Genomic DNA, 13,218 nt, shown 5'->3' with positions numbered 1-13,218 from the left:
CGTTACAATATACATACGCAACGTGACTTTCTTCGAGGTGAGCTCATGAATATTCTTTCTGTCCGAAAATCTGATAAAGAACTTCTTTCCCGCGAACTGCATGAATTGCTGGAATCGATCAGTACGAAAAGGAAAATGAAAAAACACACGTATTTGTTTCAAGAAGGAATGGATGCAGAAGAGCTTTATCTGATTCAATCAGGACTCATTGAAATCGGCAAGCTGACATCTGACGGAAAAGACCTGACACTTAGAATCTGCCAAAAACACGATATTGTCGGAGAATTGACGCTATTCACAGATGAGCCGAGATATATGCTCAGTGCGAAAGTGTTAGAGGACGGGGAGGTGCTCGTCATTAATAAAAACAGGCTGGAAAAGGAATTGATCCAAAACGGTGTTTTGACGTTTGAATTTATGAAATGGATGAGCACCCATCTGCGAAAAATCCAGTCTAAGATCAGGGATCTGCTTCTTCACGGCAAAAAAGGGGCGCTCTATTCCACCCTTATCCGCTTATCAAACAGCTACGGGGTGGAACGAAGCGACGGGATTCTGATTAACATTGTGCTGACAAATCAGGATTTGGCTAAGTTTTGCGCGGCGGCAAGGGAGAGCGTCAACCGCATGCTGGGCGACCTCCGCAAACAAGGGGTTATTTCGATAGACGAAACCGGAAAAATTATTTTGCACAAGCGGGACTATTTACGATGCGAGATCGAGTGTGAAAATTGTCCGCTTGAGATCTGCAATATTGACTGAAAAAAACAAGGGCAGCCGATGTCCTTGTTTTTCAGCTTGTGATACATATACACATGACGGCGAAAAAGAAGCCGGCATTTACGATTTCCAGAATGCCGATCGTTTTCACCGGCCAGTCTCTTCCGTGAAAAAACCAGGCCCGCAGACTGCTTGGGATAAAAGCAAGAAACGCCCAGCCTGCCCCGAGAAGAGCCGATAAAAAGGGGAGCAAGAGGTGATATCCCCACGACCAGTAAGCAAACCTTCTGTTTTTTCTCTCCCGTATGACCGATTTCACATAAAAAGAACTCCCGACAAAAAATAAAGCGGATTGCAAGAATAGAAACCAAGCCCAGCCGTCAAGGATTCCCGTTCCCAGCCAGCAGCTCGCAAGCCCGCCTGAACAAAAGAACAAGACTCCCGCAATATCATTCGTGAGCGCCCGTTCGTTTTTTCGGCGGGCATAATGCGTATGTATGAGAAACAGCGGCAATAAAAAAACGCCGATCCAGACGAGCTGCGGTTTATGAAAGACAGAAATGATCAAAAAGCAGCAGGCCGGAAAACCGTAATACCATATCCACTTTTGATAAGGCTGAAGCTGTTTCTTTTTCAAAGCGAGCGAAACGGGATAAACCGTCAAGTAAAGGAACAGCCAGCCCAGAAAGAGCGGAATATGCCATAAAACCGGGCCTCCCTTGACCATGCCGAGTAAAAATGGAATCAGCAGCATCGCCCATGCGCCGTGCTGCTTCGGAATCATCGCTTTCATCGAAACCCTCCTTTTTATTTCATTATAAGTGCAGTCATCCTTCCGATAAGTGACATTCATCATACAAGCTGTGAAATATATCACTGCTGTACAGGCTCAATCGGGCTACACTAAAGCTATCAATAGCACAGGAGGCTTTCCTATGAATCAGTGTGACTATTTATTATTTCTGAAACAACTTCCTATGTTTAATGAAGTGCCTCTGTCCATTGTCGAAACCTTGCTGAAAAACGGGACGTTTATCCGCGGCTCATCTGACCAATCTCCATCCTTTCTTCATTCACAATACGTTTATATTGTATTAAAAGGCAATATCCGTTTTACGGACAGCAGGCTCCCTGAAGGGTCGCAAACCGTTGCGCTGTGGGAAAAAGGCGATGTGTTTCCGATTGATGAAAAAGGCGGGCTCTCTTTATCGCCTTTTATTTCAGTCAATGCCTCACCGGATATTCTGGTACTCCATATTCCATATTCCGTATTTAAGCAAATGATGTCTTACCATCCGCGGCTGCAAATGAACTTTTTGGCGATGCTTCAGCAAAATGTCTTCTGTTCCTATCAGTTGTTTTTGCGGTATCTGCATACATCACTGGATGAAAACGCCGAACCCGGTTCTTAAACAGAACCGGTTTTTTTGATGACGCGGGCGTCCTCATATCGTTTGAAAATCCTTCCTGCTGCTCTGTGTGAACGTTTTGTGAAAAAAGCAGAGTGTGTGACATAGTTCACAAGGTGATGCGCCGTCTCTGTTTATAGTGTACATAGCATCACCTGACTCGGAAGGAGTGAACGATCATGAAGAAAAAGAAAATGAGTCCGTTGCTCAGGAGATTAAACTATTTTTCTCCTATCGAACATCATTCAAATAAACATAGCCAAACGACAAGCGAAGATCGTGATTGGGAGAATGTATACAGAAACAGATGGCAGTACGACAAAGTCGTTCGCTCCACCCACGGCGTCAACTGCACGGGTTCTTGCAGCTGGAATATTTATGTAAAAAACGGAATTGTCACGTGGGAAGGACAAAACTTGAATTATCCATCAACAGGCCCGGATATGCCTGATTTCGAACCGAGAGGCTGTCCGCGGGGGGCCAGTTTTTCTTGGTACATCTACAGCCCGCTCCGTGTGAAATATCCATACGTGCGCGGTGTGCTGATCAATTTGTGGCGGGAAGCATTGCAGGCGCATCAAAATCCGCTGGATGCCTGGAAATCGATCGTTGAAAACCCTGAAAAAGCGAAGTCCTATAAACAGGCAAGAGGGAAAGGCGGCTTTGTCCGCGCGGAATGGCCGGAAGTGCTGAAGCTGATTTCAGCCTCTCTGCTGTATACAGTCATGAAATACGGGCCTGACCGGAATGTCGGCTTTTCTCCGATTCCAGCTATGTCCATGATCAGCCACGCGTCAGGTTCGCGATTCATGTCTTTAATCGGCGGCCCAATGCTCAGTTTTTATGACTGGTATGCGGATCTCCCGCCGGCGTCCCCGCAAATTTGGGGCGACCAGACGGACGTTCCGGAAAGCAGTGATTGGTACAATTCAGGCTATATCATCACATGGGGCTCCAACGTTCCGCTAACGAGAACGCCTGATGCGCATTTTTTGGCGGAGGCCCGCTATAAAGGCGCCAAGGTGATTTCAATCAGTCCCGATTTTGCGGAGTCCTCAAAGTTTGCGGATGACTGGCTCAGTATCCGCCAAGGGACTGACGGAGCCCTGGCGATGGCGATGGGTCACGTCATTCTGCAGGAATTTTACGTGAATCAAGAGACGGAACGTTTCATGGAATACGCGAAGCAATACACGGATTTTCCATTCCTCGTCACCTTATCAAAAGAAAATGGCGTATACACAGCGGGACGGTTTCTGCATGCGAAGGATATCGGACGGCAGACAAAGCATGATCAATGGAAGCCGGCGGTCTGGAATGAACAGACAGGTGCGTTTGCCATACCGCAAGGAACAATGGGCTCCCGCTGGGACGGGCAGCAGAAATGGAATCTGCACATGATCGACGAAGACACCGGGGAACAGATCGAGCCCCGTCTCTCCGTGCTCGGAATAGAGGACGAAATCAGTACGGTGCGCATTCCGTATTTTTCAAATGACGGAAACAAAGTGCTTGAGCGGAATCTTCCTATTAAAAAACTGGAACTGAACGGCGAAGAGGTGTGTGTCACGACTGTATTTGACTTGATATTGGCCAACTACGGCGTGAACCGGGGCATCGGCGGACAATCAGCCGCATCTTATGATGATCCCCGTCCGTTCACACCTGCCTGGCAGGAACAGATCACGGGAATTAAAAGAGAAGCCGTTATACAGATTGCCAGGGAGTTTGCCCAAAATGCGATTGATACAGACGGCAGATCGATGATTATCGTAGGGGCGGGAATCAACCACTGGTTCAACTCCGACACGATTTACCGCGCGGTGTTAAATCTTGTTTTATTGGTAGGCGCCCAAGGTGTAAACGGCGGAGGCTGGGCTCATTATGTCGGTCAGGAAAAGCTCCGTCCTGCTGAAGGGTGGCAGACGATCGCAAATGCAAAGGATTGGGAAGGCGTGCCTAAACTGCAAAACGGCACCTCATTTTTTTACTTTGCGACAGACCAGTGGCGTTATGAAGACCAGCCGATCAGTGACTTGGCTTCACCGATCGCTTCTTCGTCCCGCTACAAGCATCACGCCGATTACAATGTGCTGGCGGCCCGATTAGGGTGGCTGCCGTCCTACCCGACATTCAATCAAAACGGCATTGATCTGTACAAAGAAGCTGAGAAGGCGGGGGCGGCGACATCTGAAGACGTAGGTGCGTACGTGGCCTCACGGCTTCAAGAGAAAAAACTGAAATTCGCGATTGAGGACCCGGACAATGAAGTGAATTTCCCAAGGAATCTCTTCGTATGGCGGGCAAATCTGATCTCAAGCTCAGGAAAAGGGCATGAATATTTTCTTAAGCATCTGCTGGGGACGACGAACGGTTTGATGAATGACGACAGCGACAGCATCCGCCCTGAAGAAATCAAATGGCGGGAGCAGGCGCCGGAAGGCAAGCTCGACTTGTTAATCAATCTCGACTTTCGAATGGCCGGTACGGCGCTGTATTCCGATATCGTGCTGCCGGCGGCGACATGGTATGAAAAACACGATCTCAGCAGCACGGATATGCACCCGTTCATTCATCCATTCGCTCCGGCGATCTCGGCGCCGTGGGAATCGAGGTCAGACTGGGATATTTTCAAAGCACTGTCAAAAGCCGTTTCCGACCTGGCGGAAGAAGTCGATATGGAGCCGGTGAAAGAGGTAGTCGCGACGCCGCTCCTTCACGACACGATGCAGGAATTGGCCCAGCCGTTCGGAAAAATCAATGACTGGAGCAAGGGCGAATGTGAAGCCATTCCGGGAAAAACGATGCCGAACATCCATGTCGCTGAACGGGATTACAAACACATTTTTCATAAAATGACCGCGCTCGGCCCTCATACGGCTTTAAAACCGAGCGGAACAAAAGGGATGATCTGGTCGATTGCGGATGAATATGAATCACTCAAAAAGAGACTGGGAGAAACCGATTCAGACGGCGTTGCCAAAGGATGCCCGAATATAAGTGAAGCAAAGCAGGCGGCAGAAGCGATTTTAACCCTGTCGTCCACCTCAAATGGAAAGGTCGCCGTAAAAGCATGGGAATCGCTTGAAAACATCACAAACCTGAAGCTGAAAGACCTGGCGGAAGAACGCGAGGAAGAATGCTTTACGTTCGAGCAAATTACAGCCCAGCCGAAAACGGTCATCACGTCTCCGGCTTTTACCGGCTCAGAAAAAGGAGGGCGCAGGTACTCGCCGTTTACGACGAATGTGGAAAAATTAATCCCGTGGCGGACACTGACCGGCAGACAATCCTATTATGTCGATCATGAACTGATGATGGAATTCGGTGAAACGATGGCGACATTTAAACCGATCCTCCAGCACCGTCCGTTCCTGAGCAAGCGGCCTGATCAAGAGGGCAAAGAGATCGTTCTTAATTATTTGACGCCGCATAATAAATGGTCCGTCCACAGCATGTATTTTGATTCCCTGCCGATGCTGACGCTGTTCCGGGGCGGGCCGACCGTGTGGATGAATAAAGATGACGCAAAGGACACGGATATCAAAGACAACGATTGGATTGAATGCTTCAACCGAAACGGCGTTGTCGTGGCGAGAGCGGTTTTGTCTCACCGGATTCCTAAAGGAATGGCGTTTATGCACCATGCCCAGGACCGCCACATCAATGTGCCCGGCACAAAACTGACGAATAACCGCGGAGGCACCCATAACAGCCCGACAAGGATTCACGTCAAGCCGACCCAGATGATCGGGGGCTATGCCCAGCTCAGCTACGGCTTTAACTATTACGGTCCGACGGGGAATCAGCGCGATCTGAATGTCGTCATCCGCAAGCTGAAGGAGGTCGATTGGCTTGAAGATTAAAGCGCAGATCGGAATGGTCATGAACTTGGATAAATGCATCGGCTGCCACACGTGCAGCGTCACCTGCAAAAACACATGGACAAACCGTTCCGGTGCGGAATATATGTACTTCAATAATGTTGAAACAAAGCCCGGTATCGGCTACCCGAAGCAATGGGAGGACCAGGACAAATATAAAGGCGGCTGGACGTTGAAAAAAGGAAAGCTTGAACTGAAATCAGGCCCGAAAACAAACCGGCTTGCAGGCCTTTTCTATAACCCGAACCAGCCGACGATTGATGATTACTATGAACCTTGGAACTATGATTATGAAACATTAACAAACAGCCCGCAGAAAAAGCACCAGCCGGTGGCGCGGCCGAAATCGTCCTTGACGGGCGATTTTATGAATATCGAATGGGGCCCGAACTGGGAGGATGATCTCGCTGGCGGCCACATTACGGGTCTTGAAGATCCAAACGTGCAAAAGATGGAGGAATCGATCAAAACAGAATTCGATGAAGTCTTTATGATGTATCTGCCGCGTATTTGTGAGCACTGCATCAATCCGGCGTGCGTGTCCTCCTGCCCGTCCGGCGCCATGTACAAACGCGAGGAAGACGGCATCGTTCTCGTTGATCAAAACGCATGCCGTTCATGGAGATATTGCGTCTCATCCTGTCCTTATAAAAAAGTCTATTTTAACTGGCAAACGAACAAAGCGGAAAAATGCACACTCTGCTTTCCGCGCTTGGAGGCGGGGCTGCCGACCATCTGCTCCGAGACGTGTGTAGGCAGAATCCGCTATCTTGGTGTCATGCTGTATGACGCGGACAAAGTGGAGGAAGCGGCATCTGTTGAAAATGAAAAGGATCTCTACCATTCTCAACTGGACGTTTTTCTTGATCCGAATGATCCTGAGATTGCCAAACTGGCAAAAGAACAAGGCATCCCGGCTGAATGGATAGAGGCCGCGCAGCAATCGCCGATCTACAAAATGATCATTGACTGGAAGATTGCGCTTCCGCTTCACCCTGAGTACCGTACGCTGCCGATGGTTTGGTACATTCCGCCGCTCAGCCCGATTATGAATCTCTTTGAAGGAAAAGGCAGCCGGCAAACGGCGGAAGATATTTTTCCGGCTATCGACCAAATGAGAATTCCGATTGACTATTTGGCCCAGCTATTAACAGCCGGTGATACGGATCATATTCGGTCAACGTTAAAGAAAATGTCTGTCATGCGCCAGTATATGAGGGCGGTTCAGACGAATAAATCCATCGACCCGGCACTGATCTCCGGTGTCGGCTTAACAGAAAAGCAAATTGAAGACATGTATCGGCTGCTTGCGATCGCCAAATATGATGACCGCTTTGTGATCCCGAGCAGCCATCGAGAAGAAGTGTCTGATTTATACGCTGAACAAGGAAGCTGCGGCTTGTCATTTTCAGGCGGCCCCGGCTCTTGTTTCTAACTTTTGATAAATGAGGTGGAACAAGATGAACACCACAGACCGGCAAATGACGTTCGCAGCTCTTTCCATTCTTCTCTCTTATCCGGATGAAGAGTGGAGAGCCGGGCTTCCCGATTGGAAGGCTCTTATCCATGACGTCACCAATCAGCAAATCCGTGAGAAACTGCTGCACTTTTTAGAGGCGGCAGCCGGCTTTTCTCCGCAAGCGCTGATTGAACACTATGTGTATACGTTCGACTTCGGGAAAAAAACGAATATGTACGTCACGTACTTTAACTCAGGCGAGCAAAGGGAGCGCGGCATCGAATTGCTGCATTTAAAAGACACCTACCAGCAATCCGGTTTCCTGCCGACAGAGAAAGAATTGCCTGATTACCTGCCGCTGATGCTGGAATTCGCCGCGGTTGCGGAGATTGAAGCGGCGAGAAGCGTGTTTGAGAAATACCTGTCCAATGTGCGGGAGCTGGCTTCCCGCCTCGAAAAAAATGACAGCCTCTATGCTGAGCTGCTGCACGTGCTGCAGGCCGCGCTGGAAAGCATCGGTGTACGTGAAAGCACTGAAGAAGGGGCTGTTCAGGCATGAGCGGGCAGATCCTGTGGGGGATTATGCCGTACATGGTATTGACGATCTTTATCGGCGGGCATATTTACCGCTATCAGCATGACCAGTTTGGCTGGACGGCGAAATCAAGCGAGCTGTTAGAAAAGAAAAAACTTGCGGCGGGCAGCACACTTTTTCACTGGGGACTGCTGTTCGTTGTCGGCGGACATGTCATGGGAATTCTGATCCCGGAAGGCGTGTATACTGCACTTGGCATTTCAGAGCATACGTATCACAAAATGGCGATCGGCGCAGGCCTGCCGGCGGGGATCGCGGCTTGTGCCGGACTAGTGATCCTGACATACAGAAGGCTGTTTGACAAAAGAATCCGCAAAACCAGCTCGCCATCGGATATCCTGACGCTTATTCTGCTGCTGTTCATGATGCTGTCGGGCGTTGCGGCCACGTTTCTCAACATTGACTCGAAAGGATTTGATTACAGGGCAACAGTCGGGCCGTGGTTCAGGGAAATTGTTTTGTTCCGGCCTGACGCTTCTTTGATGGAGAGTGTCCCGCTATGGTTTAAGTTTCATATCATCATAGGGTACGTCGTTTTTATCCTCTGGCCGTTTACAAGATTGGTTCACGTGTTCAGCCTGCCCCTCAAGTATTTGACCCGCAGCTATGTTGTCTATCGGAAACGCACGTAAAAATCCCCCTGCAAGAGGGGGATTTTTTATGGTGAAAAAATAAAAACATAAGATATTTTCTGCCAAGGTAATGGCTGGGCGGCGGTGATTCCTGTTATGTTTTATGTGGAAATAATATCAACAAAAGGAGAGTGAAGAATGAAGCGGATTTTCCTCATTTTAGCCGCCTGTCTGATGACAAGCGCCGGCGTCCTGACACTCAGACATTCTCATGTATTAACCGGCGGCACAGCGGGACTGTCACTAAGCCTGTCGTACTTGTTTCATTCCTCATTTGCGATTATCTTCTTTCTGATCAATATCCCGTTTTATATATTTTCTCTCATCAGAATGGGAATCAAATTCACTCTATCCACCGTTTTTGCAGTCACTGTGCTGACTCTGTTTACCGGCGCGGATCACTGGCTGCCGCCGGTCTCTGTTTCACCGCTTGCCGGGGCGATTTGCGGCGGGGCGCTGATCGGGTTCGGCCTGTCGCTCATGTTTTATCATCAGGCATCGCTCGGCGGCGCCAATATCCTCGCTTTATTTCTGCAAAAGCGCTGCGGATGGAATCCGGGTGCCGTTAATTTCCTCTTCGATTTTGGCGTCGTGCTGGCCGGCATTTTTTCCGTCGGATTGCTGAAAGGGCTCTTCTCCTTAGTGTCGATAGCGGTCACCGGTCTGATCATCGGCATCTTCAAAAATAAAATCAAAGGCAGCTGCTCGCTCAATCCGGCATTGCTTCAGAACATCACAACCGGCCAGTCACAGGAAGTGTCATCATAATCCTTTCCGCTCGTGCGGAGAGGATTTTTCATATGTTTACAGGCCGGAAAACAGAGGGTATACAGAGATATCGGATCAGATGGGAGAGAGTCGGGATGCTGAAAAGGAGACTGGAATTTTGCTTTTTATATATGATGCTTATCGGAGCATATGTCATATGGTTTTTTCCGGTTTCCAGGCTTGAGTTTTACGGAGGGTTGCTTTGCTACGCAAGCATTATTTTGTTCAGCATCTATTCGTTAATTCTTGAAAACCGCACCTCGCAGCACACGCTGTTATGGATTCATATTCTTGTGTTTTTTCCGATCGCCGGGTACTTATTTTACCTTTTTTCCGGCCAGCTTTATGAAAAAGGCAAGCTGTTCAGGTCGAAACGGACATACAACCGGGAAAAGCTGAGAACGATATTTGATATGGAACAGACGCCCGATCTGTCCGGGCTGAAAGGAAATCAGAAGCGTTTCTTTCAATATTCAATCAAGGCGTCTCATATGAATATCAATACAAAAAGCAGGCTGAAGGTGCTCAAAAACGGGGATGAAACATTTCCGGAGCTGTTTGAAGCGCTCCGGTCGGCAGCATCATTTATACATATTGAGTATTACATGTTCAAATCAGACATGCTTGGGCACAAGATGATGGACATTATGATGGAAAAAGCGCGTCAAGGCGTGGAAGTGCGGTTTTTGTTCGACGCGGCCGGCAGCCTGAAGCTGGCCGGAAAAGACATTAAAAAACTGAAACGCGCGGGCGTGAACATCGTCCCGTTTCTGCCGCTGAAATACGGTTTTTTCAACCAAAAATTCAATTTCAGAAATCACCGCAAGATCGTCATCGTTGACGGGAAAACCGGTTTTGTCGGCGGGCTGAATGTCGGCAAGGAGTATATCGGCAAAGACCAAAGTGTCGGTTTTTGGCGGGACACCCATATGAAAGTCGAAGGAGAAATCGTTCAGACGCTCCACAGCATTTTTATGCTTGATTGGGAATACGTTTCGGATGAGGTGCTGATTGATCAGAAAGCATACAGCCGCCCGGTCCCTGCAGAAAGCGGCGGCGTCTATCAAGTCGTTCCGACGGGACCCGATATGAAGGAGCGGATGAGCGATCTGTATTATGCCATGATAGCGGCGGCCGAATCATCTGTATGGATCGCGACGCCTTATTTCGTGCCGAATGAGCCGATCCGCACAGCGCTAAAGGAGGCTGCTGCCAGAGGCGTCCGGGTGCGAGTCATGGTGCCGGAAACCAATGACGGATTTTTAACCCAGTACGCGACGAGATCGTATTTCCCCGAGCTTCTTCGCGAAGGAATCGAAGTCTATTCCTATCAAAAAGGCTTTATGCATCAAAAGGTGCTCATCACTGACGGAAACCTCGCCTCTGTCGGGACGGCGAACATGGACATGAGAAGCTTTCAGCTGAACTTTGAGGTCAATGTCTTTTTTACAGATCAAAAGGCGATCAAAGATCTTGAAGCGCATTATCTTGAGGATATGAGAGAGTCTGAGAAAATCAGCCCCGTCCGTTTCTATAAGCGCACATTATGGGAAAGAACGAAGGAATCCTTCGCGCGGTTATTTTCCGGCGTTTTATAAAAAACGCTTTTAAAACTCCTTGTGTATAGTATAATTGAGAAATATTATCATTAGGAACGAGGCACAAGGAGGACGGAATCGTGCTGCGACAATTTTTTTCTTATTATAAACCGTACAAAAAGCTGTTTTTTCTCGACTTCTTTTCTGCCATCGCCGGCGGATTGATGGAGCTGAGTTTTCCTCTGATTGTTAATTACTTTATCGATACATTGCTCCCGGGGCGGGATTGGCGTCTGATTATTTTGACTTCCGCTGCTTTATTCGGAGTCTACGCCCTCAGCTCGGCTCTTCAGTATGTTGTGACGTATTGGGGCCATATGCTCGGCATTAACATTGAAACCGATATGCGTAAAAAGCTTTTTGACCATCTGCAAAAGCTTTCGTTCAAATTTTACGATAACAACAAAACGGGCAGTTTAATGTCCAAGCTCACCAATGATTTGATGTATATCGGAGAAACCGCCCACCACGGGCCTGAAGACCTGTTTATCGCGATCATGACGATTTTGGGCGCGTTCGGTGTGATGCTGTTCATTAACTGGCAGCTCGCGCTGTTGACCTTTATCATTATGCCGGTCGTCATTTGGCTTGCTTTGTATTTTAATAAAAAAATGACCTCTGCGTTTACAAAACTGAACAAAGACGTCGGAGACTTCAGCGCGAGGGTCGAAAACAATATCGGCGGCATCCGTCTTGTTCAGGCTTTCAGCAATGAAGCGTTTGAAAAGCAGCGGTTTGACGTGAACAATCAGCGTTTCCGCAAAACAAAGCTGAGGTCATATAAAATCATGGCGAAAAACGGCTCGATCAGTTACATGCTGACAAGATTCGTCACGCTGTTCGTCCTGTTGTGCGGGACATGGTTCGTGATCCGCGGATCGTTATCTTACGGGGAATTCGTCGCTTTTGTGCTGCTGACGAACGTTCTGTTCCGTCCGATTGATAAAATCAATGCGATTATTGAGCTGTATCCGAGAGGCATAGCCGGTTTTAAAAGCTTTATAGAAATAATGGAAACGGAGCCTGATATCAAGGACGCCCCGAACGCGAGACATGTGTCCGGTTTAAAAGGGAATATCCGTTATGATGGTGTGTCATTCGGTTACGAAGAAAACAGCCCGGTTCTGTCGGGAATCAATTTGTCCATTCATGCAGGGGAGACAGTCGCATTCGTCGGGCCTTCGGGAGCCGGAAAATCAACGCTGACAAGTCTGCTGCCGCGTTTTTATGATCCGTCTGAAGGCGTGATTTCCATCGATGGAATTGATATTAAGGACATGACGCTGTCATCATTGCGCGGACAAATCGGCGTCGTCCAGCAGGATGTCTTTCTGTTTTCCGGCACATTGCGGGAAAACATTGCGTACGGGCGGCTCGATGCGTCTGAGGAGGAAATCCGGCAGGCCGTCCGCCAGGCGCATTTAGAGGAGCTGGTAAACGGGTATCCCGACGGTTTAAACACGGTGATCGGCGAGCGCGGCGTGAAGCTGTCAGGCGGGCAGAAGCAGCGGCTTTCCATCGCCAGAATGTTTTTGAAAAACCCGTCGATCCTAATTTTAGACGAGGCTACATCAGCCCTCGATACAGAAACGGAAGCCGCCATTCAAAAATCGCTGCAAGAGCTGTCTGAAGGACGCACGACGCTTGTGATCGCCCATCGGCTGGCTACGATTAAGGATGCGGACAGGATCGTCGTCGTCACGAAAGAAGGCATCGCTGAACAAGGTCATCATAAGGAACTGCTGGCATCCGGCGGCATATACCAGAGACTCCATCAGGCCCAATTCGGCGAGCTGATACATGAATAATGGAAAAAGGATAGACGAGCGGGGGCCGGGCAGCCTCCTGTCTATCCTTTTTTTATGTAGTCCGTATTTAATGGGCTTCTTTTTGCGCAGGTTCGATGATATGTTTGAAACGGTCAACAAGCTGCACCGCTTTCTTTCCTTCCACTACAATTAAATATTCTTGTTCTTTATGAGCCATTCTGAACGTTTCCAGCTCAATGATATCTTTGATTTTGCACATTGTTTTTTTAGAGTAGATATACAGCTCGTGGCCTCCCGTGTGGCAAAGCTGATAAAGCTGAAGCATGTTTCTTAAAGTGAACTTCTTAGCGGCTATTTTCAAAGATGTAATGTTTTTCATGTGTT

11 protein-coding genes are annotated in these 13,218 nt (G+C 48.5%); 9 read left to right on the top strand and 2 right to left on the bottom strand.

The window, feature by feature from the left end:
• Positions 1 to 45 precede the first annotated feature (45 nt).
• Entirely contained in the window at positions 46 to 762 is a 717-nt protein-coding gene (gene fnr / locus AC2CGA_RS09875) for a fumarate/nitrate reduction transcriptional regulator Fnr (protein ID WP_014306017.1), read from the top strand.
• A 31-nt stretch (positions 763 to 793) separates the two neighbouring features.
• Here the strand turns inward: fnr and AC2CGA_RS09870 are convergent, their stop codons facing one another.
• The gene (locus tag AC2CGA_RS09870; protein WP_003151076.1) at positions 794 to 1,513 is read right to left on the bottom strand and encodes a YwiC-like family protein; all 720 of its coding nucleotides are present in this window, start codon (positions 1,511 to 1,513) and stop codon (positions 794 to 796) included.
• Between the two features lie 142 nt (positions 1,514 to 1,655).
• On the opposite strand from AC2CGA_RS09870, the gene AC2CGA_RS09865 reads away from it, so the two are divergent.
• From AC2CGA_RS09865 to AC2CGA_RS09830, 8 genes are all read left to right on the top strand, one after another.
• A complete protein-coding gene (locus tag AC2CGA_RS09865) occupies positions 1,656 to 2,132 on the top strand; it encodes a cyclic nucleotide-binding domain-containing protein (RefSeq protein ID WP_060658338.1) in 477 nt (158 codons plus the stop codon).
• Between the two features lie 176 nt (positions 2,133 to 2,308).
• Positions 2,309 to 5,995, top strand: a complete 3,687-nt coding sequence (locus AC2CGA_RS09860; RefSeq protein ID WP_073982075.1) for a nitrate reductase subunit alpha — start codon at positions 2,309 to 2,311, stop codon at positions 5,993 to 5,995.
• Positions 5,985 to 7,448: a nitrate reductase subunit beta gene (narH, locus tag AC2CGA_RS09855; protein WP_073982076.1), complete on the top strand. Its 1,464-nt coding sequence runs from the start codon at positions 5,985 to 5,987 to the stop codon at positions 7,446 to 7,448. The genes AC2CGA_RS09860 and narH overlap by 11 nt, the downstream gene beginning before the upstream one ends.
• A gap of 25 nt (positions 7,449 to 7,473) precedes the next feature.
• Positions 7,474 to 8,031: a nitrate reductase molybdenum cofactor assembly chaperone gene (gene narJ / locus AC2CGA_RS09850; RefSeq protein ID WP_046560128.1), complete on the top strand. Its 558-nt coding sequence runs from the start codon at positions 7,474 to 7,476 to the stop codon at positions 8,029 to 8,031.
• Entirely contained in the window at positions 8,028 to 8,699 is a 672-nt protein-coding gene (gene narI, locus AC2CGA_RS09845; RefSeq protein WP_024085917.1) for a respiratory nitrate reductase subunit gamma, read from the top strand. Before narJ ends, narI begins: the two co-directional genes overlap by 4 nt.
• 138 nt (positions 8,700 to 8,837) lie before the next feature.
• On the top strand, positions 8,838 to 9,467 hold the full coding sequence (locus AC2CGA_RS09840) for a YitT family protein (RefSeq protein ID WP_003151082.1): 630 nt from the start codon (positions 8,838 to 8,840) through the stop codon (positions 9,465 to 9,467).
• A 95-nt stretch (positions 9,468 to 9,562) separates the two neighbouring features.
• Complete coding sequence (gene cls, locus AC2CGA_RS09835) at positions 9,563 to 11,065, top strand: cardiolipin synthase (RefSeq protein WP_043867509.1); 1,503 nt, start codon at positions 9,563 to 9,565, stop codon at positions 11,063 to 11,065.
• 80 nt (positions 11,066 to 11,145) lie between these two features.
• Complete coding sequence (locus AC2CGA_RS09830; protein ID WP_484480180.1) at positions 11,146 to 12,873, top strand: ABC transporter ATP-binding protein; 1,728 nt, start codon at positions 11,146 to 11,148, stop codon at positions 12,871 to 12,873.
• A 67-nt stretch (positions 12,874 to 12,940) separates the two neighbouring features.
• Here the strand turns inward: AC2CGA_RS09830 and AC2CGA_RS09825 are convergent, their stop codons facing one another.
• On the bottom strand, positions 12,941 to 13,213 hold the full coding sequence (locus AC2CGA_RS09825) for a hypothetical protein (RefSeq protein ID WP_003151087.1): 273 nt from the start codon (positions 13,211 to 13,213) through the stop codon (positions 12,941 to 12,943).
• Positions 13,214 to 13,218: the final 5 nt, after the last annotated feature.

The sequence above is a fragment of the Bacillus sp. SYZHCR11 genome (assembly GCF_057196865.1).
Note: the sequence above shows the minus strand (reverse complement) of the source record. Positions and strands in the feature narration are given on the sequence as shown.